A 25,431-nucleotide genomic window follows, 5' to 3' on the forward strand; every position below is an offset into this window, starting at 1 on the left:
TCTTATAGCTCTCTCAAATTATAAGCACTTCCATACCTATTAATGTCTTTTATGAATATCTTAACGAATTCATCCCTGCTGATTTCTATACCAGGCATTTCATTTATCCCTGGATTAAAATCTCCTATAAAATCAAATCTAATTCCATCATCCTTACTGGTAGGATAATTTCCATGTTTTTTTACATAACATAGTACCTCTTTTTTTAAAGGAGCATCACACATTATTCTCATATTTATTTTTTTGCTTTTACTAAATAATGATTTATGCTCTATGATTTTATAAAAGATATTGGGTTTTCCAGTACAAACAATTACTTCATTTTCTCCATCTTGTTGTTTTACAAGAGTAAGTTCACCATTAATTTGCTCACCTTTAAAAATCATAACTTTGTATTGATTGATCTCCCTTATACTTTCAGTATAGCCGTTAAACTCTGCATATTCTTCTCTAGTAAATATCTTTGTATTTTGCTTAGTTATAGCCTCTATTCCTATATCATCTAATGCTTTAGACTTAAATATATAGACTATATCACAACCTTCAGTCCACTTCCATTTTATAATGAATCTTTCCTTTTCCATTTCACATTTTAATGATTTTATTCCTTCCTCTAAGCCTTCTAATTCTCTCATATTCATAATAAAACTCCTAACTATATAAGGTACATTCATTTTCAAATTCCTAATTAAACTTTTCATAGTACAAAATCTTTAAAGCCTTCTATCCTCCAAATGTATTATTATCGCTTGTTTCCGAATATGAATCATAATTTATTTTTGAATTTCTATCTTTAAAAGAACCAGTTTTTTTATCATTTATATCTACAGATACTGAAAATAGAGTAAATATAGTTGTTAGCATTACAACTGCGATTAACCTATGAATAGTTCCAGCCCAGGGTATAAATTTAAATCCTAATTCTAAAACAATTCCAGAGGTTAAACCACCCACTACTCCTCCTGTAATAAAGCCTTTCAAAAGATATTTATTGTCGAACATAAAACTTATTGCCGCTGATATAAGAGCACCTATAAGTGTTATAAATATTATTCTCATTACAGCATAAAATTTAATGCTACCAAATAAACCATTTCTTTTATCTACCAGTAACCTTTGGTCTCTATATTTATAAATTTCGCTAAAAATATTCTTTAAATATTTGCTTTCAGAAACGCTATAATAATTCCCACTGGTTTCGTTAGATATTTTTTTTAGCATTTTAAAATTATTAACCTTAGCCATACCTACCGTATAAACAGAAGTTTTATTATCTTGAAGAGGTTTTATAACTTCTTCAAAGTTCTTATCTAAATCAAAACTATCTTCTCCATCCGATAACAATAATACAATGGCATGCCTATCAACCTCTGCGCTGCTTTGTATTTCCATTAGTGCATTATCTAAAGCAGCCTTGATATTTGTTTGACCTATAGGATCTTTTAGAGTTTCTAGCTTCTCTATTGCTGCTTCTTTAGTTTTTTCTGTAGCTTTAGTCATTGGAAATATTTCTAAAGCTTCATTATTAAAGGTGTAAATTGAGAATCTTTTTTCTTCATTCATATTTTTAATAAGATTTTTGGTAGCCTCAAATCTGTCATTATTGGGATCTGTACTCTTCATACTTTCAGATGTATCAATTAAAATCAATATATCATTAACCTTTTTATTGTTACTGTTAAGCCCATAAATAAATTGAAATAATCCACCAACTATAAATAAAAGTACAAATGTGCAAGGTATTAAAAACTTTAAAGATGTTCTAAAATAATTATTTTTCCAATTATAACCATTAAGTCTTGGAGCGATAGCCTCTGCGATAATACACATAAGACCTGCAAAAAAAGCTATAATACCAAAATATAATCCCATGAGTATACTTTCGGGAAGTGTATATCTATAAGCATTTAGAAGTATTTCACTCAATATGAAACCTATAATTCCTCCTACCCCACTCATGAAAATCATCAGTCCGTTAATTCTCTTATCCTTCACAAAAGCCCCCCCTTTTCATCTAAATATCTGGAAGTGATGACGCATCTATTCTATGGAGCTTATATCCATTATCTATACAAGAATTATAGTATCTTGCTGCGTTTTTAATATAAATTACATCCCCTAATGTAAATCCACCCATTAAATTAAGTTTTTCTATACCACTAGCTCTTTTTTCATGAACATACCCTATATTGTAACTTTTACCCTCTCGCTCAACATTTACGGCATATTTAATAAAATCACTACTGTAATCACCAAAGAAATATTTTTCCTCATATTTATTCACATTATAATTCATAATATAGGCTTTTACAAAAGAGTTTTCCTCTAATATACCATAGAGTCTTTTATACAATTCATCTTTGGATAATACATTATTATCTATAAATTCTAATGATACATTGGCTCTTTCATTTAACTCATCCTCAAAGGATTTTGAGAATTCAGATTCGCATAAAATATAACTGTTACAAATATCACATAATTTTTCAATAAGTTGCTTTTTATCATCCCTAAACTTATTTATATCCCCTAGAAATTTTTCTTGGAAATAAAAATTCTCTCCATAACACTCTGATAACTTATTCACAATTTTGTTAATTATAACCGTGTAATATTCTCTTATATTTTGTGCTATATATTCATTTTGCTGAACAATATCGTTGTTTGCATAATCTTCGATACACTTTTTTATACTTTCAATGTAATTAATTTTTTCTTCTAATTCTTCATGAACACTAATAATAACGTCTTCACTTAATCTCAGAATTCTTTGAGCTATCTTAAGTTTTAGTATGTAAAGTTTATTTACATACACTTCTTTAAATAGGTCTTTTTTTATATTATTTAAAACGGCATTGGCTGAAAATAAACTTTTAAAAAGAGATGGTGCTTGGACTCTTTTATTATATAATTCATATGTTTCTTGGTTTATAGCTTCAATGTTTTTATCTATATCTACACACTTAAGTCTTATATCCTGAAGAGCTTCTAGTGGATTTGTTAAGCTATATGTACCATATAAACCATATTTTTCATCTTCAATTAAAAGTTTGACACAATCTCGCAACTCTTTATTAAGACTTATATTTACAAATCTATCATCAATATCACTTTCAAAATTTTCATTAAAAAAATGCTCACAGCTATTCCCATATATCATTTGCTCAGCTTCCCTTAATGTAAGCTTCCCTAATTTCAAAACTGAAATATTAGAATTTATTACCATAATCCCCCTCATATCTTCTACACTCTTATCCTTAGGTAACATTCTACTAGCTTTAAAACCTAAACTTTCGTCGTCTAGCATAAAAACTTTAAGAAAATCCTCTTTGTTTTTATTTGAACACTGCTTCATTTTATTTATCAACTCATCATAGAATGCATTTACTGCCATAAGCGCAACCGTACTATTAGGTCTCTTGATCTTTGCAAGTCCTGCCGTAACTAGAGTAAAACTCTCATTATCCCGTGAAATATTCTTTTTAAACCTAGCATTATCATAGTATTGATTCTCCATATCATAATAAGTGTCGATACTAACATTTCTGTTTTTTATAAGACTTATATAAGAAATGATTTCGTAATTGTCCAGCAGACTTCCACTGGAAATTATACCTTTTTCATTAGTATCGCTAAGTAAATATACTAAATCAAATATAGGTTTATTTTCATTGATAACTGGTAGCTTCCTGTCACTTCCAAAAACCTCTATATCTTCTTTAAAAGTAAAATCACTTTTTTGCATATAGGATAGTTCCTTAAAAAAGCTATAGGCTAAGGCAGCATCAAAAAACGCATCCTCCTGATTCTTTTCTACTAATAAACCATAAAAATCTGCTAAAACAATCCTAAAATGCTGTGAAAATTTATTTTTAATTAATAGACTTATTTCCGCTACTAAAATATTCATAGCATCATCTGCTCTACTTACCACCGAAATATTTACTCTCTCAAAAGAATTAAAAAGTGTACCACACTCCAAAAGCTTATTTTTCATCTTCATTATTTCTTCATTTAAAGCTATAAGTCCATTTTCATTTTTATAAAAATTATCAGCTATACCACATCTAAAAGCTTTTTTTTCTACTATATCAGTGTCATCTAATACAGCCTTAAAATTAAAAACATTTTCTGCTTGAAATTTTTCTTTGTGATATACATTAAAAAACATTATGCCTTTACTATTATCCCATTTTTTATTTACATCCTCATATACAGCCTCTAGTGCTTCCTTACTCTTATCTCCAATGAACACAAAAATAACTGGACTACTTGCAATTTTCTGTTCATCTTCTCTGCACACCATATTATCCGTAGTTAAACAATACCCCTCTGCATATTTTTTTAAGATATTTTCCAATTTCTAACCTCACCACCCTTTTTAATTAAGAGTTTAAAATTTATATTGAGCTGGGGTAACTCACTACAAGTTACACTCAACTCTTAACTCTTAATTCAGAACACTTAGCTTTAAGCTATTCTAAATTTGCCCTAATCTCCTTTAGTTTCTCATAAGTATTAACATAGAAACTATACATATCTTGTCCATTTTCCAGTTCATACCTTCTGTAATCTAACTCTTCAATAGCCTTACTATAAGTTTCTATCATAGCTTTTATTCTACTGTACAATGTAGTAGTTCCCTCTTCCATTGATAAATCAGCTAATCTTTTATCTGACTTAGCTTCAATGACCTTTCTATGTTTTTCATCAATTTCACAATATTTATTATAAATTGAGTACTGGTCATATTGCCTTTGCTTCATTAGATTAACAAATGGTTCTATTTCTGTCCTTTCATCTGCATCCTTATCATACATATACACAATACCCTTTTTACAAATAGTTTCTGTATACATAGCTTGAATAAAGTTATCTATTAATTTTGTTTTTTTATCGTTACATTCAATAAATCTCCCAAGTTTATTAATCTGCTCCTTTATAACATCATATTTTTCTATCTCTATTTTTAAAAGTTCTATTAATCTTGGACTTCTTATTAAGTTTTCCTTTGCAACTTCTTCATCTCTACTATCAAAGATATAATACATTTGTAAATCATAGTCCTCAATGTTTTCTAATTTATTCTCCAATAATTTTCTAAGTTCTCCAATGCATCTCCTTATTTCAGCTACATTAGGAGTTCTTTCCTCTTCAATTGCTAAATCATATGCTAATAAAAATTGTTCTATATTAAACTCTTTAGTGACAATAACTTTATACTGTGAATTTGTTATTTCTGATACTCGCTCTATACATCCATAATCCATAGCTTTATCAAAAAACTGTCTTATCTCACTGTTGTACTTTTTCACCCTTTCATTGTGATAACTAGTTCCCCAAGACTTTTCAGGAATAGGTGATGGTAAATATGTCCAATTATTTTCTCTTGTTTGGATAAGGTGTCTTCCTACTCCCTCTTTAGTGAAAATAGATTCTTCATAAATTTTCTCATATTGTCTAATTGAGGTATAAGCATATAAGGGTACTCCATTTTCTGTGTTTAACCAGAATATCTTATTTGAAACCTTACTTCTCTTAATATTTACAGAATGACCTAATGTACTGCTTTCTTTATATTCCTTAATTCCTTTATATATTCTTGGAGTTTTAGCTGGCACTGAAACCATATTCCAAGATGGGAAAATTAGTGAACCCCCTGCATCTTGAAGCTGAAACACTGGTATTGCATCCTCGTCTAGTCTTGGCGCAATTTCGGTTTGAATTAATCTTTCAATTGATTTTTCTTCTCCATACTTCATGACTAAAAAATCTTCCATAGATTTTGTTATTATATCGCCGAACTCTTCTGATACAAAATTTGAGATAGAGCCCACTATATCCATATGCTGATCATCAATCCATTTTTGAGATTCTCTTGAAAGCTTAACTGTAAATCTTCTTATTAAATCATCTGTGTCTTCATCATAAACCATTTTATCTATAGTTTTTACAACATCTGGTACATTAATAAGATTCCAATAATAGGTCTTTCCATTATTAATTTGTACTTCTTCACCTTTAACAAGAATATTTCCATCATCCTTAAGCACCTTATTTAATTCATTTAAAATTTCTGTGTAAACCTTATATATTTTATTATTTGAATCACTTATGATTTCAATAGCATATTGATAGAATTCTATCATCTTTAAAGTTCTTTCTTCTTCTGTCCTTGCATAATATTCTTCTATTTTAGCTTCAATGTAATCATTTTTCTTTGATTCTTTAGTAAATAAAATAGTTTTTTTAGCTGCATTAAATTTATCTCCAGCATCTTCTCTAAGGTTTTTAATGTTATCTGGTATTCTTCTATGCTTTTCTACTAATGATTCTTTTATTACCTCTAAAGTTTTCACCATATTAAAGCCTTCATTTGAAAATAGCATCCTTGAAGCATAGAAGGGTCCCTTTGCTGCATCTTGAAACATTCTATCTATTTGCTCATTTAATACTACAGATATTTCACCAGGGTATTGCCTTTTTACCTTTAAATATTCATCACAAATATCCCTTAAGTATTCACTAAGCTCCTCATCCATGTTTACTGCTTGTTTTTTAATAACATTTGCAAAATCATATTTGTCTCTATTTTTATATCCTGAAATAGGTATGCGCCCTAAATTTTCACGTTCAAACCTTGCCTCTACTGAATCCTTGTCAAGCTTCACTATTCTAAGGAATTGATCCACATCCTGCTCTGTTGGTGATTTTTCAAACATTATATCCATCTTTTGAAAAACTTTATAAGCAAGATAAGTAGTTATCTCCTCAATAGGTAAAACTGCTGAAGATGCACCTATAATGTTATATTTATAATTAGCGGAATAAGGTTTTTCCATATTCTTAATATTTTGCTCGATATTACTTATATAATCATGTATAGCAAACTCCTGCCCAGCTTGTCTTTCCTCACTAGCCATAAAGTTCGTAATATTTTCTGCAGTAACATTCATGCAATAATCATAAGCATTACTTAATAGTTTACCCTCTTTGTTTGTAGCAGAAATCAAGTGACATAAATCAAAAGGTGGAGCCCCAGAATCAACTTCTAAAGCACTTTTATATTTTTGTTTAAATCTATCTCCTCTTTCAGATATGTTCATTAAATAATCTAATTCTTTTAAGGCAGCATATCCATTTTTCATTATATAATTTCTCTCGTGTATTCCCAGGCCCTTAGATATATTAACGTCCGGAGTAAATAAATAACCTAAAATATTTACTCTATCTATACCATAGCCACCAAATTTTCTTTCCATTATTCCTCTAACTATGTATGCAATATCAAGGAAACACCCACTTCCTGTTCCTCCAGAAATTCCAGTAAGCATAAACACATATAGCTTTTCTTTACTATCTTTCATAATAGTATTTATTTTCTTCTCTATACTCTCAACAACCTCATTTATCTTTGTAAAAAGCAATAGTCTTCCAGCTTGCCTAACACCACAAGCACCCTTCATTCCATCTGATATATTAAGCTCTGGAGATAACCACTCTGAAATACACTGATCCATAACTTTTCTATCGCTTAAAATAGCTCCAATTTCTGCATTAGATAACATAACCAATTCACTTTGAGGGTCCAGACCAATCCCCTTATACTTCTTGTTTTTTTCCTGCATATTAGTTTCAAAGCCTAAAAATTCTATTTTATCAGGCTTCTCTTTTTTTATTTTTGTTAATGAATCTTCAGGTAATTTAAATCTTCTATTTATTTGATATTTTAATCGAAGCATTGCATCTATGCCTGTTCCACCAAGTCCTATGATAAGCATAGGATTTTCAATGGTATCTACACGTATTTTATCACTAATGATTCCCCCACCAGTCATTACGTTTAGCTCTTGTATATGCTCTCTTATATTTGCATTCATATTAATTTCCCTCACTTTCAATTTTAAGTTCAAAGCTCTGAATTCTCGATTTCCACAAAATTAGTTACTATAGAACTCCACAATTATACTTTTAGATGATTTATTTAAAAGAACTACAATTCTTTCACCATTATATAACTTTGTCTTAATATCCTTTGATAAAACTCTACCAGATTTTTGAATACTGCACTGCGAATTATTTACTATCTCGATACTATCATCAACCTTAAAATAAAACTTAAGATTCCGTACTTCTGAAAATTCCTCTTTAAGTCCCAGTACGTCATAAAGACTGAACTTTCCACTATAAGTATGCAAACTTCTATGTTGTGGAGGTGATACTTCACTAGTGCTTATATCTCTAATCTGCAACATCACTCGCCCAAAACCTGCCGCTTTATTTTTCTTTTTAAGTATTAGTGTTGCTAATATTATAATTAGCGCAATGATACCCAATACAGCACCAATAATACCAACTGTATTTTTTTTACTACTACTTTCCTCTGATTTCTCCACCTTAGTATTATTAGAAGGTTTTACTATATTTCCTCCTCCAATTGTTATAGGTGATGTTTCTCTATAAAAACTCTTTCCATCAACTCTTACCTTAACCTCATATTTTTCATTATCCGTCAGAGTATATTTTCCACTAAATAAATTATTAGTGTTTGCTAGCTGAATTTCTTTTATATCTCCACTCTTCAAATTTTTAACTATAAGTTTTGCTTTCATGTCTTTATAAAGCTCATTGTCATCAATAACTTGTCCATTGCTTAAAAAATTAGCCTCTATTTTCATTACCTCTCCAGATTTTGGTGCCACTGGATTAAATTTAGCCACTAGCTCAATATCATAATTGAAAATGTAGCTTATATTTATTTTATCTCCACTAATTCCCTTAACTTTGATTATCCAGTCACCTTGCACTGGCTTTAAGATTTTTAACATAGAATATTTATTAGAAGAAGTAAAAATTATATCCTTAGAAGGAATAGTTACCTGCTGGCCCTTTGGATTTACTAGCTTTATTTCAATAGGCTTATTAGAAAGTAAAGATATATTTGCTTCTATTACATTATTATTGGGAATATTTAAAGCTACATCTTGAAATTTACCATTTGCGCTGATACTTCCAGCATTCTGAATATTAATTTTTGAGTTATCCGCATAAATATCAGTTAATATCTTTGTAAGTTCTTCTGCTTTATTAGTTATATACGTTTTACCCTTGGTTTTACTTGATATACTTTCTAATTGCGCCTTATCTACAGTACCATCGTAGTTTAAGCCTATAGTATATATGGGATACTGTTTACTTTTAGCAATATTTGTTGCATCATTTAAATCCTTTAAAGACTCAGCCATACTTCTCTCAGGATCATTTTTACCATCAGATAAAAGAATAATAATAGGCTTATTGGCAATTTCATGTCCGCTCTCCATAAGTTTTACAGCTTCTTTTATACCCATGCCTGTATCCGTCTTTTGCCCAAAGGGTATGGACGTTGTCATTCTCTTTACACTATCTTTATCACCCGCTGAATTCATAATGTCTAGATTATGTACCCTAATAATATTATCAGAATAAGCCACAAGACCCACTTTGTTTCCCTCTACTCCACACATATCTAAAAACATTTTAATGGCCTCTGTTCTGATTTCCTGAGGATCACTAGTTTTCATTGACCCACTGGCATCTAAAACGAAAATCATATCTAAATTTGAAACTCCAGCACCAGTCTTTGCAAAAACACTTAGAGTGCAGGATATTTGAAGTGTTATCACTATCATAAATACTAATAATCTATTGTTTTTTTTATTATGCCTCATTTAGCTCTACTCCTTTTTACTCCGTGTACCGCAATATTTTATTATCTACCTGACCTAAAATCCATTGAAACACTCCTGCTTCATAATACTTGTCCTCATTTTTCCCCTGATTTCTCAAATTAGAATTATCGTTGTAAAAAAATCTATAATTACTAAAATTGTTTTTAATTTTAGCATTAAATTTTTCTTCAATATATTTATTCCAGCTACTCATAGTAGAAATAGGATTATCAATTATAATTGCTACCGCCTTATTAATTATTTCTCCAGGCCTTAATCCATAATTCTTTTGAAGATTTAAAATAAAAATATCAAATATGTCATTTAAATTTAATTCATTGTCCACTTCTATATTTATATTTGTAATCTCTTCACGTTTAAATATAAATACTATTCCATCATAATAGTTAAAATATCTATACTTTTTCACCCTATCACTTAATACTAAATCTTTCTCATTTGCATCAAAAACATAAATTTTTCTAGAAGGTTTTATTTCGTTTTTTCCGAGGAAAAACCTCTGAGTTTTTGGTGTTGATAAATAGGCTTTGAAGGGTGGCTTATCAAATTTCCATTCTATGGTATCAATCATATTGTTTATAAAAATTGTTTTTAGTGATGCATTAGTCCCAATAATGGGTATACATATTTTTTTCACTTTATTCATTGATACTTCACTTTTGCACTTTCTACAAAAGGTTTTCAATTTGTTTTTTCCGCTTAATGCAGTTAGCGGCAATTTATTACCGCAACTGCACTTAAAATAGAAAATATGCTTAAATGTAGGCATAAGCGCAGGATACCTGTTATTACAATTTGGACAAACATAATAGGGTAATGTTACTTTTTCATAACATTCTTCACATATATCTGACATATTCCTATTAATTAAATTTTTCTCTATAAAATATATAATCTCAAACAAAATAAACTTAATAGGATATACTATTATTTTATAAATAAATCTCATTATATCATTAAAAATGCTCAATACCATTCCCCCCCATTATATCAGTATTTTCCCTATTTACGAATTAACTTCTTTATTCCTCTTTGAATTATAGAAATTTCTCTATTTCCATGAACCACCTTACATATGCGCTTCCATGGCTTACTTATCATTGATTTATTTCTCACTGTACTAATCCTTTCGCTCATATAATTTTCATATTTCTTCATTTCACGCAGGGAACTATTACTTAAAATACCAATTATTTTATTAGTTATATATTCCGATATATCATTTGAAAAACCATCCATATTTCTGAAAACATAAATTACAAAATCAAAAAACACTTCATATCCTTCTAATTTATTTTCCTTTAAAAACCTTTTATAAATCTTCTCTTGACTTAATATATCTTCCAAGGTTTTTAGTAGTGTTTCATAATACATTTCTTCATACACCTGTACACAAATAGAATCAGTTATTTTTTCATAATCTACTTTCAAATTTTCATCTACACCATTTATATATATGTTAAATAAATACCATTGTAAATATTTTTTGTATGTATGCCTGTCTATATATTCAAAATTTAATTTAGCTTTTTCACATACTGTTTTTATTACATTAATGCCCTGCTGGAGCTTCATTCCAAAATAAACAAGTTCTGTTACATTAGGCTCTGTAGTAATCTCCCTTGATTTTTTAAGATATATTATTTCTGAAATAATTATTGCAATTTCTTCTTTTGGATACGTTGCCTCTAATTGCTTTTCAAAATTGTTGATTAAACAAAGTAATAAAGACGCGTCTATATTACTTTTTAAACGGTGATTTAGTGTATATTTAAGAATTTTAGTGTTTTCATTTGAATTCTCCTCACTATTTTCTATGCTATTCAGTAATTCCAAGGCAGCCTTCGAAAAATATTTTTGTTTATATCTTGGTATTTTATTAAAAACGGAATCACAATAAGCCCAAAAATATTCACTCTTATCTTCAGCAAAGTTGAGTTCATAAACGAAATATCTAAATAATAGTTCTTCACCGCCATCTATACCATTCAATATTTCCCTAATTTTCAAAGCCCACTCTTCATCATTCTCTTTTATTGCTTCCTTTAAAAGTTGTGCAACCATTCTTTCTTTTCCATTATCCCCACTTACTACAGCACTTTTATAGCACATAACCATAAAATTGGAAAAATACTCATCATTCTTGTAAATAGATTTAGTTATAAATTTCATCTCATCTTTGCTTAAGCTTAAAATTTCAATACATCTATCAATTAATTTCACTAGTGCAGTATTTTTAATTATACTTTCCCAGCTTGTAATAGTACCTACCCTATAGCTATGGAAAATAAAATTTCCGAATAGTGTGTATAAATAAAACTGAGCATGCCTTGCCTTTGCACCTTCCATATATATGTACAGATCATCCATTCTATAAAAATCGAAGGAATATCTTATAAACTCATCTATCTTATTGCTATTTAAAACTCTTATCTTGTCATGTAATTCTATAATCTCATCTAACTTAATATTATCTCTGTCTACCACCATAAAATAGAGAGCATCAAAAAAGAATTCAAAAGCAGTCTTTATGTAAATTTCATTTTTTGTTTTCAGAGCTATATTAAATAAAAATTTTGAAATAACCTCTGCGCTATGTATATCTACCTCTCCACTTATTTTTTTAAGCACAGGCTCGATTTGTATAAAAATCTCCTGGAAAGACTCTATTGAGCCATAGTTATTAATAAAGTCTATTCCCTTTATTATACTTACTGTATTTATTTTGGCAATGCCTCTTTTAGTCATATTATATAGATACAAACAATCATCAACCTGACCATCCAAGACATCATATTCAAATTTAACTATGAAATCTATAAATGGTAGTAGACTATCTTTTGATATTGAAAGCCCTACCTGTGCTAATTTAGAAAAATTGAAGTCATGATTTAAATCACTACTATATCCATTTATAAAATCAAATGCATTATATTTATAAATATTATTACAATCTTTAAAATTGACTTTAGTTCCTTCTCCTGATGTACCACAAATAATATAATTTGCATTTTCACAATCATTGCTATAGGTAGTGAAAGTTAACAATCGAGAAAATTTTAAAGGAAGACACATTTGAAGAGCCGCTATCCAGTAAACATTATTTTCATTGTTATCACAAAAAACAATTTTCTTCTTCTCCTTGTTATATTCAATAACTGCATTCATCATATTTTTAAAACTCTTGCTCCTTTTTGTAACAGAAACGCCTTTTAAGAATTCCGAAACACTCTCTAATGTTATAGATTTCCCTAAAGGCACCTGCTGCAAAGCTTCCAAAAACCCTATTTGCGACTCATCTTCTTCCTCGGTAGTTAACTTATTTTTAAAAACCTCTGATCCATACATCTGTATAGGATGAAAGGGTAGTTCTCCCTTTTCAAACAATAAAATATGGCAGAAGTAGTTTCCAAAGCGTCCACTATAATCTTTTCCTGTATATTTTGCTTGACATACTACTTGTTTTCCATTTTCAAGGATAAAATAAGAAAAAGCTATTGGAAATAGTTTATCTATTTCATCTTTAGTAGGTTGACTAGGAAGATTACTAGGTGGTACATACATACAGTAGCTCTCTATCTCTTTCCTTTCTGCTTCTGTAATTCCCTCAGATATGGAGTAGGTTTGAAATCCCATTCCAGAGGAAAGGCCTTTTCTACATGATGTATAATACAATTGCTGTATTTTCATGCCTTTATCCTCACTTTCTCTTTTCTGATTTTATGAGTTTATGTTTCCATAGCAACCATAAAAACGGATCTTCAACTCTATTAGGTCTTAAATTCTTAATATGATTACTATCCGGGCTGCAACCTAAAGCAGTTATTCCAAAATAAGCATAATCCTTAAAATTTGAACTAAGCTGATTAGCGAAATTTTCTCCACCCCAACTTCTTACAAGAGATTCCATTGACCCATTTACATCCTCAAAATCTGCAATGTGGAATTTTCCGGCCCCTATATGTTTACTGGGATAATTAATACAACTAGATGGATCAAGTAAACATTCCACTGCATCCATTTTTGAAAATGCCACTGCCACTGGTATATCTATAAGTTGAGTCATTTTTTTTTCCTTTGCACGTCTTATAAGATTAGCTGTTCTTGAAAGCAAATCCTCGATTTCAGTATTCTGTTCTGGTAGTGGTGTTCCCTCTGGAAGAGAATTTCGTACATTAGTGAGTTGAAGTGGGTCTAATAAAAATATAATACCTGATGAATTATATATGTATTTATTTACAGACTTCATAGTGTCCTCTTCATTCAAATCCTCTCCTGCAGTATCAAAAAAAGCTATAGTCACAACATTACTTATTCTCTTGCTTTTTAAAAGACCACCAAAGGTGCTTGTCTCTCTAAAAGACAAGGTATATATAAGTGGCTGACTAACTGAAGTGTCGGTCTTAGCTGAATGCGTAACCCTTATTATTTCTTTGTTTCTGAATACGGGATAATAAAAATCATTACGATATCTTGTTATGGTAGCATCGTTAATGGCTTGCAGACTGCAATTAAATGCAGCACCAATCTCGTTCATTATTTTATCTATAAGCACTGCAATATAATGACTCTTCCCTGTTTCCTTCGCACCTATTACAGCAAAAATTAAATCTTTATATTCACCAATAGTGTAGGGAAGTTCTGCATTACATGTAGGACAAACCTTCACATTTGTTTTCTCCCCACAACAATCGCAGAACATATCCTTAGGCATTGTATTCTTAGCATCATTAATAACTGGCGGCATTACAATTCCCTTTTTAACATTTTCACATTTGTTTGGTTCATTCTTACATATAAAACTCACTTCATTTAATTTATGTTCCGTAAAGCAAAATGGGCATATATAAGTAGATTTTTTTATTAAATTCATATTTCATTCCTCCTAGCAGTTCTTCCATTAGATAATACTTATTTAAAATATAGTTTTTCTCTAGCTGGAGATATTATCCTATACCTAGTACTTTCTTTATCATTCATAACAAATAGCTTTATGTACATATTGTTTTGTATGGCCTCTATAGGAAAGTCAAAAGCAGAAAGCTTATTTTTAGTTATTACTACCTCATTAAAAGTACACACATCATCACCATCTGATTTTTGAATTGGCATATTGCCTCTTTTACCTATAGCAGTAATAGCAGGTAATTTAATTTCCTCATCCTCTTCCATACTAAAAAAAATTTCTGCTGATTTAAGCTTGCCAAGTAAACTTCTTTTAATCTTCAAATCATAATATATTTCAATTGGCTTTCTATTCACCATAAGTCTTCGTTTGCCTGCTGAATAAAAAAACTGTCCATTTATTTCTGTCATAACATAAATAGTAAAATAATAGTTTCCTTCTACTATATTGTCAATAACAAATACTCCTTCTACTTCATCTTTTTCTCTTTTTATTACACTAGCAACTGCTGATGAGTCCTCGGCACTTTTAGAAAAACTATCTCTTCTATAAACTACCTTAGCCCTATTTGCTTTTTCTGGCCACTGCCATTGCAAGAATAATTGGTTATGTTTAACTTCACCTACTACGGCCACTATATCCGTTAGCATGGTATTTAATGCTTCTACTGTTGGTTTTGATTTTTCTTTACTTTCTTCAATTTTATTCACCATAATTTGTTCTGCTTGTTCTTTTTTTATTTGACTGTGTTCAGTTATTGCTTCAATTCCAATCATTTCAGGTATTTCAGTCACCTTAGCTATTTCGGCTATTTCAAGAGCATTATTTTGTAAATTTATTTGTTTTTCATCAAATCGCTCATCTATATTTACTTCTTCTATTAAATATTCATCATCACCAGTTATTTCTGCAATTTTCTCCCTAACTTCACTTTCAGTTAGTGAAGGAAAAGAGTCTACGAAGTTATTTATTTCTTCATCTGATATTTCATCTTTGATAGAAAGAATTATCTCTATCTCCTCTTTTAAATCATTAATTTCTTTATGCTTTATTATCATTCCTATTGGATCCAACTCCTTTATGTGCTTGTACTAAAACTTATCACTTAAATATATTCTACAGTAGATTACAATATCCTCTGATTTATTAGATTTTCATTCAAACTACCATAAATTATATATTCATATATTTTTTAATAACTCTCTTTTTCAATTATGGTTTGAAAATTGATTTATTACAACCATTTTTATCATATATTTTGTAAATTTATTGAAAATTTTAGTATTTTATTGTTTTACTAAAGATACCTTAAATAATTCTACCCATATTTCACTACTAAAAAGTAAAAAACCTGAACTCTTTGAGCTCAGGTTTTTTTATTACTTTTTAGGACCTTTGTTTTTTTGTTCTTTTTTCTCACCTTTTTTACCTGCATTCTTAGTTGTAGTCCCTTTACTTTTACCCTTATCTGGCATAATATATACCCCCTTGTTTTGATATCCCTTTTGTTTTAGGTAACATAACAATTGTTAATAGGTATTCTCTTTGCTCTACTTTTAAATAACCAGGTGTTATATAAATATTATAATTAATATTTACATTAATGTCAATATTTTATAGAGTTATGATTAAATAAACCTTGTTGGCGTTTTTGCTTAAAATCTCTATTTATATTACCTCAACCTTGTCCATCTTCAAAATAGTAGCTATTATAAATAGTATGCTACACATAATTGAAAATGCTATAGTATAAGAATAATTTTCTAGTGTAAATAAATTTGCCCCCTCCACTAACTTGTATGGCATAAATTTTCCGATTGTATTTAGATTTACAAATACACCGCTTATAAAAGTTATCATAAGAGTTATAAAACCAGCTGTTACACCTTTTTTCACAATACTACTAAAAAATGTTACTAAGGTAATATTGAAAAAATAATATATAGACATTAAGAGGGCTGAATTCATAACACCTGAAATAGCAACCTTTTCTCCCCTAAACAAAATACTCCCATAATAAGTACAAGTCAAAAATCCTATAAATGTTAATATGGTTACCACAATGGTATAATGAATTATTTTAGCCAGTACTATGCCAGCAGGCTTACTTCCCTTTGAATATGGGAACACAAGTTTTTCATCATTTATTTCCTCATTTAAATTACTTCCCAATGTAAATATAATGAATAAGGTTCCAATTTGAAAAAGGCTCTTAGTATAATCATTAATTGCAGCCTTAGGAGTAGCAACAATAAGTGAACTTAAATCTCCTTTTAATTGTTGTCCCAATATTTTAGGAAGTAACTTTAACATAACTGGATTTATTACAGCAAAAGCAATTATTCCTATAGCAAGTATTATATATTTATATTGTCTTTTAGATTCCATTATTTCTTTTTTAAAATAAGCCTTAAATGTTGTCATTTTTATTCACCAACCTTATAAAAATATCTTCAAGATTACTTTTTCTGATTTCATAAGATAAAATAGTATTTTCTCTAGGGGCAAGAAATTTTAGAAGTTCAGATTTAGCAATTCCTAAATTCTTAACATAAATAGAAGCCTTATTTGCATTTATCGAGACACTCTCTATCCATTTAAAGTTTAAAAGAGCTTTGTCCAGTTTTTCAGGAGGTTTTTCAAACTCAATATCAAATATAGGCTGAATATATTTGTTCTTTAGATTTTCTAAATTATCAGATACCAATATTCGCCCATTATCCAAAATACTTACATGGTCACAAATTCTTTCTATATCACTCAATATATGCGTAGACATAAAAACAGTGGTTCCACTTGACTTCAAGTTTTTTATAAACTCTAATATTTCCATTCTTCCCTCCGGATCTAACGCAGAGGTGGGTTCATCCAAAAAAACTATTTCGGGTTTATTAAATAATGCCACTGCAATTCCAAGCCGTTGCTTCATTCCACCTGAATATTGTCCTATTTTTTTCTTTGCAACTTCTGTGAGCTTTACAACTTCTAAAATTTCTAAAGTTCTCTCCCTTATATTTTTCTCTGGCATATTAGATATCTCACCAATAAAATGTAGATACTCATTTGCATTCATGTAATTATAAAATACCGGTTTTTGTGGAAGGTATCCAACTTTTTTTAATAATCTTCTTTTGTTTTTTTTAAAATCCTCTCCATCCAAATATATCTCTCCACCATTAAAATCAATTAGCCCTGAAAGTATATTCATAGTTGTAGATTTTCCTGCTCCATTAGGCCCTAGAAATCCATAAATTGTACCTTTTTTTATCTCAAAGGATATGTCCTTTAAAACCTCAAAATCCCCATACTTTTTATTAATGTTTACAACATTAAGCATCTTATTCACGCTCTCTTCCTATTAATAAAAAAGCTATGCTCCCCATTAATTGAATAAAAATTATTATTAATGCCCACACCCACTTAGGTAAAAATTTCACTCTATCCTGAGTTAACCTATACAAGCAGAAACCCATAAGACCTACTTCTATTACAATTATAGGTGCAAGTAATTTTATTAAATCTATTAAAGCCATTCCTTCAAACATGCATTATTCCTCCTTCTATTAATTTAGGAAGATAACACAATAAATGTTATGCTCCTTTTCATATTTTCATAACTTTAACGCAATGAAAATCAAAAAGTTCATTTTACTTTAGAAAAATTTAAGTTAAAATAATTCCTTGTCCTTAATTTGAATTTTTCAAACAAGTTTTATAATATTCTATAAAACATAAGTAAAGGTAACAGCTAATAAATTAACTGCTACCTTTATTTTTCTTATTTAATATTACTCGTGTTACTAATAGATAAATAAGCAGATTACCTGGTGCATTCAACAGTGCAAAAATACCCCAAAGCCAATAGTATTTTTCTTTACGTCGCCTTGCATCATAAAACACCCAAGTTCCTTGAATTAATACAATAGGAATGGCTATGGCTAGCGCTATAAATAGTGGATTATTTAAAAAGTCCATTAAACTTCACTTCCCCTTTTTTTAATTGCTATTGCAGGTATTATTATCCAAGGAGTTAGTGTAACTATAATAATCTGTGAAATAATAAATATCCTAGGACCCATTTTAAGAGCGACTATGGCACATAAAGAAAGAATTATAGTGGCGGATAATATAAACATAATGAATTCTTTTTTATTCTTACTATTTTCTCTTATATACTCCCCTTGCTCTATTATGCTTAAGGTATCTATATCAAAATCGAATATATCTTCATTTAGCAAATCCATTTTCTCGCCGACAGAATTTAGTTTACTTTTAAAATCTCGATATTCATCACTACATTTTGCATTTTTATCATTATTTTCATGTTCTTCATTATAAAATTCATCAATTATAGTGTTTTTAATTTTATCAGAATCCCTCACCTATATAATCTCCTCTCTTTCAATTTCACATATTATATATTTTATTGCATTATGAAGCCTTGACCTAACTGTTCCAATGGGACAACCCATAATTTCTGATATTTCCTCATATTTGTAGCCATAATAGTGCTTTAAAATAAATACAGCCCTCTTCTCATAAGGTAACTTTAAAATTATTTTCATTATTTCTTGATGTTCATAATTTGATATTACAATATCCTCTACCTGTTTGCTCTTATCAGCTAAACTCTCCTCTATTAATTCATAGGATTTATGCTTTCTTAAATAGTCCCGGTAAACATTAGTAGCTATTTTTATTAACCAAGTAGAAAATCTTGCTCTAGGTTCAAATTTATTTATATTAATCACAGCTTTAAGTAAAGTATCCTGTATAATATCTTGTGCTAAATGCTGATCTCCTACCATTTTAATAGTGTAGCCTTTTAAAATATTAATATTATCTACTAAAAGCGAATTTAATGCACTTTTATTCCCATCTTTAGCTTTATTAATAAGCTCTAGTTCATCCAATAATAATCACCCCTAGCAATACTTTAACGCAAATTTCCACTAATAAGTTCACTATATTTATTATAATCCATAAATATTAATTTATTTTACTATTTTTATTTAAAATTCTTTTTTCCTTTTGAAAAAATGATATACATACATATTAATTTCCTCCATTATTCCATATCCTTTCTATTTATGGTTTCAGTTTTATATTCTAGTCTTCATGTTAATCCAGGCACAAAAATAAGCCCTTTTAAATCTAGAGCTTATAATCTTTTATAACTTTTAGTTGATATTTACCATCATCATCTTTAACCTCAAGCAATGTATTAATTCAACAGTTACTTGATTCGTTTTGAAATTGGATGATCTTCATTTAACTCTAACAAATCCCATAGGTTCACGTATAAATCCTTAAACACCGCAACCATTCCATAGGATTGATCTTTGGGCTCTCTCACAAATTCTATTCCCCTTGAGAGAATTTCATTATAATCTCTCCAAAAATCATCAGTATTTAAAAACAGAAAAACTCTACCGCCTGACTGATTTCCTACAAATGGCTCTTGTTCAGGTTTAGATGCTCTTGCAAGTAATATTATGGTTCCCACTGATCCGGGTGGTGATATTACCACCCATCGTTTATCTTGCTCTGGCTGATAAGTATCTTCAACTAAATTAAAATTAAGCTTTTTTGTATAAAACTCTATTGCCTCGTCATAATCTTCCACGACAAGTGCTATATGAACTATTGATTGAATCATTTTCCCAACTCCTCCTCTTTGACTTTCTTTTTCAAGTTTATACAATCACTGTTTTTTCTTCTTTTCATATTTTTTTAGAGCTGCTATCCTATACTCTTAAAATCTTGCGTCATTATCCCAGTAAATTATTTGATAGATTTTCATAATGATGTTAGTATAATAAGTATTGGTCTAGTTCAAAAACAGCAAGCAAATTTGGGAGTGATAAAATTGGAATTTAATTTTAATAAAGACATAAAATTCACCATGGAACAAACTGTTGGCAACAGTGATACAGCAAGTTATTATGGCTCTGGAGATTTAGATGTTTATGCAACCCCAGCTATGACGGCTCTTATGGAGAATGCGGCAAAAAATTGTATCCAAAAGGAATTGCCTGCTGGTTTCACAACAGTTGGAATAGAGATTAGTGTAAAACATATAAAAGCAACACCTCTTGGTGTGAAGGTTAGCGCTGAATCTATATTAGAAAAGACCGAAGGAAAAAAATTATTTTTCAAAGTAGAAGCATATGATGATATTGGTAAAATAGGTGAGGGAATTCATATACGGTACATAGTAAATTCAAAAGAATTCATTAAAAAAATATCACGTTAAACTGCAAAGAATTTTCATTGCAATTAAATGAAACATAAGACATAATGCACCCTTAAAAATTCAAGGGTGCATTATGTCTTATGTTTCATTCTTTATATTTCCACCTATTAAGGTAATGGACTTTCTTCTGAAATGTCATTAAATGCTATTGGTTTTAATGGAGTTATGGTAGAAATTGCATGTTTGTATATCATCATTTGTTTTCCATCACAATTTAAAATCACCGTGAAACTATCAAACCCTGTTACATTACCCTTCAGCTGAAAACCATTTGTCAAATATAAAGTAACTGGTATTCTATTTTTCCTTGCTCCATTCAAGACTATATCCTGTAAATTATTCGTAGATTTATTCATAGATGCACCTCCACAATATATATTTTTAGAATATTCTATAAATGTTCTAAAAATCCTTTTAATTTTATGAAAATATAGTAATTTATAATTTTTTCATAGAATATAGCTGACTTGCAATATACTCTACAATCTCATCATCACTGTTAAAATCATCTTTATCAATCCAATTTACTCTTGGGTCTTTTCTAAACCAAGTAAGCTGTCTTTTTGCGTAATTTCTGCTTCCTTGTTTAATCATTTCTATAGCCTCATTTAATGATATTTCATTGTTTAAATAGTACAGTATTTCTTTATAACCTATACCCTTCATTGATTGCATATCTGAATTATAACCCATTTCTTTTAATCTTATAACTTCATGGATTAAATTATTTTTCATCATTATGTCTACACGGTAATTTATTCTACTATATAATTTTTGTCTATCCATATTTAACACAAAATAGTATACATTATAAGGAATATCTAAAACGTTCTGCTGCGATGCAAAATCACTCATGGGTTTACCACTTACTTTAAATACTTCTAAAGCTCTAATAACTCTTTTTAAATCATTAGGATATAATTTATTGTAGGACTGTTCATCAATATCTTTAAGTAAGCTATGAACATATTCGTTACCTTGCGTATCTGCAAGCTTTGTAAGATACTCTCTATACTGTTCATCTTTATGAGTATGTGCAAAACTATAGTTGTATATTAATGAATTTATGTAAAACCCAGTTCCACCAACTAACATTGGGAGTTTATTTTTATTAGTTATTTCTCCAATAGCAATTCCAGCTCTTTCTTTAAATTCTGCCACACTAAAATCTTCACTAGGCTCTATTATATCTACTAGATGATGAGGAACTCCTCTCATCTCCGCTTTTGAAATCTTAGCAGAGCCAACATCCATAGATCTGTATATTTGCATTGAATCCGCTGATATAATCTCACCATTTAGTTTTTGTGCCAATTTTATAGAGATTTCTGTTTTTCCTATAGCTGTGGGACCTGCTAAAATAAATAAATCTTTCATATTGTCACCTTTTTCTATTGTATTCTTTTAAATCTCTTTTCTAGCTCATTTAGTGTAATTTTTATTATCGTAGGTCTTCCATGTGGACAAGTAAAAGGTTCATCTATATATCTTAAATCATTAATTAATTTATTCATTTCTAATTCAGAAAGTTGATTATTTGCTTTAACTGCTGCTTTACATGCCATTGTAGCTATACGGGTATATTTAATTTCTTCAGTTTTCCCCGTACCCATATTTTTTAAATTATCTAATATCTCATTGAAGAGATTTTTAATATCCGGTTTACCAAGTATTATAGGAACTTCTCTTATACTTATTGTATTTTCTCCAAATTCAATAATATCAAACCCAGAATTTTTAAATACGGCTTCATTTTCATTATAGTAGGCGTAATCTTCATGACTAAGTTCAATTACAGTTGGTGTAAGTAAAATTTGGGATAGCACCTCTGACTTTATAATCTCACTTTTATACTTTTCAAATAGTATTTTTTCATGAGCTGCATGTTGGTCAATTAGGTAAAGCTCATTATATGCTTCACCTAAGACATAGGTTTTATTAAATTGCCCTATAATTCTTATCTCAGGAAACTTTGAAATTCTAGAAATCCCATCCGCTGATTTTTCTTTACTCACATCATAATTATTCCCATGATTCTCCCTAATATTTTCAGTTGTATCTTCATCTGCCAATTCATTAGCAGATTCACCCTGTGAAACCCTTGTAACTATTTCACCATTGGGCTTTGAATAATGTAATTTCATAGAGTTATCTGTTTCATTGTTTAACTTTTTATATTTAAAATCCAATGGAATTTGGACACTCTTTTCTAACTCTTCTTTAACTTTTTCATCTATGACTATTCTGTTAAAATCATAAATATCTTTTTTTAAAGTATTTTTTTCAACTTCTGGGGCACTGTAACTTTCATTATTATCTTTTTCTTCCCCTACAGTGAAATTTTCTCTTAAACTATCACCAATTGCCGTATGCACCGCACCAAAAACAAACTTAAATACATCTTTATCCTCTTGAAATTTAATTTCAGTTTTTTGTGGGTGGACATTTACATCTATATACTCAGGAAAAATGTCTAAATATATTACAAAGAAAGGGAATTTATTTATAGTCAAGAAAGATTTAAATGCATTTTCTACTGCTGCAGTAATTAGACTACTTTTAACATATCTTTTATTAACAAAAATACTTTGCCTATTTCGACTTCCTCTACTTATTACTGCATTACCAACGTATCCATGAACAGACATTATATCGCCCAATTTTTCAAAACCTGTAATGTTATCTACAACCTCTTTACCATATATGTATCTAATAGTATCGCAAAGATTTGTAGAACTATAGGTAGATAGGACTTTTTTATCATTATTCATTAGTTTAAAAGAAATTTCATTGTTAGCTAGTGCAAGTCTACCCAAAATATCTGATATTAAGGCTGCTTCTCTTTGAGGCGATTTTAAGAACTTTTGTCTTGCAGGAACATTAAAAAACAGATCCTTAACTTCTATGGTTGTACCAACATTGCATCCTATTTCTTTAACATAAAGTATGTCCCCAGAGCTCTTGGATATTTCTTTACCAGAGGAGGACTCTTTAGTTCTACTACTTAATAGAGTCCGAGACACTGAAGCAATACTTGGCAGCGCTTCTCCTCTAAACCCTAATGTGTGTATATTATAGATGTCCTCAACGTATTTTATTTTACTAGTAGCATGTGGCAAAAATGCCTTTTCTATATCATCTATATGTATTCCACATCCATCGTCAATTACTTTTATATTTGTCTGACCACCATCAAAAATTTCCACAATAATGTTTTTAGCACCTGCATCTATACTATTTTCAACTAACTCCTTTACTACGGATGAAGGTCTTTCAACCACCTCACCTGCAGCAATTTTATTGGACGTTTCAACTTCCAATATATTGATTCTCATAATAAATCACTTCCTTTGTATTTCTATAGCAACTTGGTACTTATATAGCAACTTCTCTCTTTCTATATCAAATACGTTATTTCTATAACGACTTCGCCCTTTTAACTAGTTCGTAAAGTTTATTAAACCCATCCATAGGTGTAAGATTAAGGATATTTATATCTTTAATTTCCTTTAAAAAATTATCCTTTTCTATGTCTGTAAAACTAATTTGAACGGCTTCATCTTTTGCTATTTTAGATTCATAAGTTACAGCTACCTCTTTTATTGAGGTATTACCATTATCCCTCTTAGCACTTTTATTATTTATTTTCTCATTATGATCATTAATTTTATTTGATTGATTCTTCTTTGAAGTTTGCTCATGTATTAGATCAATTTCTGTTGTATTATTAAAATTCTCTAGTACTTCTAAAATTTCATTGGCTCTGCTTATTACTTCTTTTGGAAGACCTGCAAGCTTTGCAACCTCTATTCCATAAGATTTATCAGCCCCACCTGGAACAATTTTTCTTATAAATACAATTTCATTTTGAATTTTTTTAACGGCTACTGAATAATTTTTAACTCCCTGAATCATACCCTCAAGTTTTGTTAACTCATGATAATGGGTGGCAAATAAGGTTTTACTCCTTAAATTAGAGTTTTTGCAAATATACTCAATTACTGACCAAGCAATACTTAGTCCATCATAAGTACTTGTACCTCTACCTACCTCATCAAGTAAAACTAGACTTTTATTGGTTGCATTTTGTAATATATTTGAAACTTCCCACATTTCCACCATAAATGTACTTTTACCAGCAGCCAGATCATCTGAAGCTCCTATTCTGGTAAAAATCTTATCACAGATAGATATATCAGCAGACTCACAAGGAACAAAACTGCCTATTTGAGCCATAATAGTTATTAGTGCCACTTGACGCATATAGGTGGATTTACCCGCCATATTAGGTCCAGTAATTAGTAATAGTTGATTATCTACTGTATCCATATATGTGTCATTTTCTATGAAAGTGTTTGGTGGCATCATTTTCTCAACTACAGGGTGCCTCCCCCCTTTAATATTAAAAACGCCCTTTGTGTTTATTTCAGGCCTGGCATAATTATTTTCAATAGCAATTGTACTTAAGGAGCTTAAACAATCAATTTCAGATATTAGCTTAGCAGTATTTTTCATTCTTTCTACGTGTTTTTCAATAT

General features: G+C 29.6%; 21 protein-coding genes. 1 reads left to right on the forward strand and 20 read right to left on the reverse strand.

Annotation, left to right across the window (positions count from 1 at the left end):
• Positions 1-2 precede the first annotated feature (2 nt).
• From KPL51_RS19220 to KPL51_RS19295, 16 genes are all read right to left on the reverse strand, one after another.
• The gene (locus KPL51_RS19220; protein WP_216165158.1) at positions 3-641 is read right to left on the reverse strand and encodes a hypothetical protein; all 639 of its coding nucleotides are present in this window, start codon (positions 639-641) and stop codon (positions 3-5) included.
• A gap of 82 nt (positions 642-723) precedes the next feature.
• Positions 724-1,995: a vWA domain-containing protein gene (locus KPL51_RS19225; RefSeq protein ID WP_216165161.1), complete on the reverse strand. Its 1,272-nt coding sequence runs from the start codon at positions 1,993-1,995 to the stop codon at positions 724-726.
• A gap of 19 nt (positions 1,996-2,014) precedes the next feature.
• Positions 2,015-4,360 (reverse strand): hypothetical protein, encoded by a 2,346-nt coding sequence (locus KPL51_RS19230; RefSeq protein WP_216165164.1) that lies wholly within the window; start codon positions 4,358-4,360, stop codon positions 2,015-2,017.
• A 115-nt stretch (positions 4,361-4,475) separates the two neighbouring features.
• Positions 4,476-7,880: a tubulin-like doman-containing protein gene (locus KPL51_RS19235; RefSeq protein ID WP_216165167.1), complete on the reverse strand. Its 3,405-nt coding sequence runs from the start codon at positions 7,878-7,880 to the stop codon at positions 4,476-4,478.
• Positions 7,881-7,940: 60 nt separating this feature from the next.
• Positions 7,941-9,710 (reverse strand): vWA domain-containing protein, encoded by a 1,770-nt coding sequence (locus tag KPL51_RS19240; RefSeq protein ID WP_216165170.1) that lies wholly within the window; start codon positions 9,708-9,710, stop codon positions 7,941-7,943.
• Positions 9,711-9,726: 16 nt separating this feature from the next.
• Positions 9,727-10,701, reverse strand: coding sequence for a hypothetical protein (locus tag KPL51_RS19245; protein ID WP_216165172.1), 975 nt, complete (start codon positions 10,699-10,701; stop codon positions 9,727-9,729).
• 32 nt (positions 10,702-10,733) lie between these two features.
• A complete protein-coding gene (locus KPL51_RS19250) occupies positions 10,734-13,421 on the reverse strand; it encodes a GAP1-N2 domain-containing protein (protein WP_216165176.1) in 2,688 nt (895 codons plus the stop codon).
• A gap of 10 nt (positions 13,422-13,431) precedes the next feature.
• Complete coding sequence (locus tag KPL51_RS19255) at positions 13,432-14,604, reverse strand: hypothetical protein (protein WP_216165179.1); 1,173 nt, start codon at positions 14,602-14,604, stop codon at positions 13,432-13,434.
• A 38-nt stretch (positions 14,605-14,642) separates the two neighbouring features.
• The gene (locus KPL51_RS19260; RefSeq protein ID WP_216165182.1) at positions 14,643-15,695 is read right to left on the reverse strand and encodes a hypothetical protein; all 1,053 of its coding nucleotides are present in this window, start codon (positions 15,693-15,695) and stop codon (positions 14,643-14,645) included.
• Between the two features lie 610 nt (positions 15,696-16,305).
• Positions 16,306-17,061 (reverse strand): hypothetical protein, encoded by a 756-nt coding sequence (locus KPL51_RS19265; protein WP_216165185.1) that lies wholly within the window; start codon positions 17,059-17,061, stop codon positions 16,306-16,308.
• Complete coding sequence (locus KPL51_RS19270) at positions 17,048-17,974, reverse strand: ABC transporter ATP-binding protein (RefSeq protein ID WP_216165210.1); 927 nt, start codon at positions 17,972-17,974, stop codon at positions 17,048-17,050. Before KPL51_RS19270 ends, KPL51_RS19265 begins: the two co-directional genes overlap by 14 nt.
• A 1-nt stretch (position 17,975) precedes the next feature.
• Complete coding sequence (locus KPL51_RS19275) at positions 17,976-18,182, reverse strand: PLDc N-terminal domain-containing protein (protein ID WP_216165187.1); 207 nt, start codon at positions 18,180-18,182, stop codon at positions 17,976-17,978.
• Between the two features lie 211 nt (positions 18,183-18,393).
• Positions 18,394-18,612, reverse strand: a complete 219-nt coding sequence (locus KPL51_RS19280) for a sigmaY antisigma factor component (protein ID WP_216165189.1) — start codon at positions 18,610-18,612, stop codon at positions 18,394-18,396.
• Entirely contained in the window at positions 18,612-19,019 is a 408-nt protein-coding gene (locus tag KPL51_RS19285) for a DUF5345 family protein (RefSeq protein WP_216165191.1), read from the reverse strand. The genes KPL51_RS19280 and KPL51_RS19285 overlap by 1 nt, the downstream gene beginning before the upstream one ends.
• The gene (sigY, locus tag KPL51_RS19290; RefSeq protein ID WP_216165193.1) at positions 19,020-19,550 is read right to left on the reverse strand and encodes an RNA polymerase sigma factor SigY; all 531 of its coding nucleotides are present in this window, start codon (positions 19,548-19,550) and stop codon (positions 19,020-19,022) included.
• Between the two features lie 323 nt (positions 19,551-19,873).
• Positions 19,874-20,296 carry a VOC family protein gene (locus KPL51_RS19295; RefSeq protein WP_216165195.1) on the reverse strand — a complete coding sequence of 141 codons (423 nt, stop codon included), beginning with the start codon at positions 20,294-20,296 and terminating at the stop codon, positions 19,874-19,876.
• 210 nt (positions 20,297-20,506) lie between these two features.
• On the opposite strand from KPL51_RS19295, the gene KPL51_RS19300 reads away from it, so the two are divergent.
• Positions 20,507-20,893: a thioesterase family protein gene (locus KPL51_RS19300; RefSeq protein ID WP_376770105.1), complete on the forward strand. Its 387-nt coding sequence runs from the start codon at positions 20,507-20,509 to the stop codon at positions 20,891-20,893.
• A 107-nt stretch (positions 20,894-21,000) separates the two neighbouring features.
• On the opposite strand, the gene hfq is transcribed toward KPL51_RS19300, so the two are convergent.
• The 4 genes from hfq to KPL51_RS19320 form a co-directional block, all read right to left on the reverse strand.
• The gene (gene hfq / locus KPL51_RS19305) at positions 21,001-21,249 is read right to left on the reverse strand and encodes an RNA chaperone Hfq (RefSeq protein WP_216165198.1); all 249 of its coding nucleotides are present in this window, start codon (positions 21,247-21,249) and stop codon (positions 21,001-21,003) included.
• Between the two features lie 82 nt (positions 21,250-21,331).
• Entirely contained in the window at positions 21,332-22,270 is a 939-nt protein-coding gene (gene miaA / locus KPL51_RS19310; protein ID WP_216165201.1) for a tRNA (adenosine(37)-N6)-dimethylallyltransferase MiaA, read from the reverse strand.
• Positions 22,271-22,284: 14 nt separating this feature from the next.
• Complete coding sequence (gene mutL, locus KPL51_RS19315) at positions 22,285-24,228, reverse strand: DNA mismatch repair endonuclease MutL (RefSeq protein WP_216165204.1); 1,944 nt, start codon at positions 24,226-24,228, stop codon at positions 22,285-22,287.
• 82 nt (positions 24,229-24,310) lie between these two features.
• The coding region (locus KPL51_RS19320; RefSeq protein WP_446681742.1) for a MutS-related protein at positions 24,311-25,431 on the reverse strand (1,121 nt) is incomplete at its 5' end.

The sequence above is a fragment of the Clostridium bowmanii genome (assembly GCF_018861315.1).
GTDB lineage: Bacteria > Bacillota > Clostridia > Clostridiales > Clostridiaceae > Clostridium_AD > Clostridium_AD bowmanii.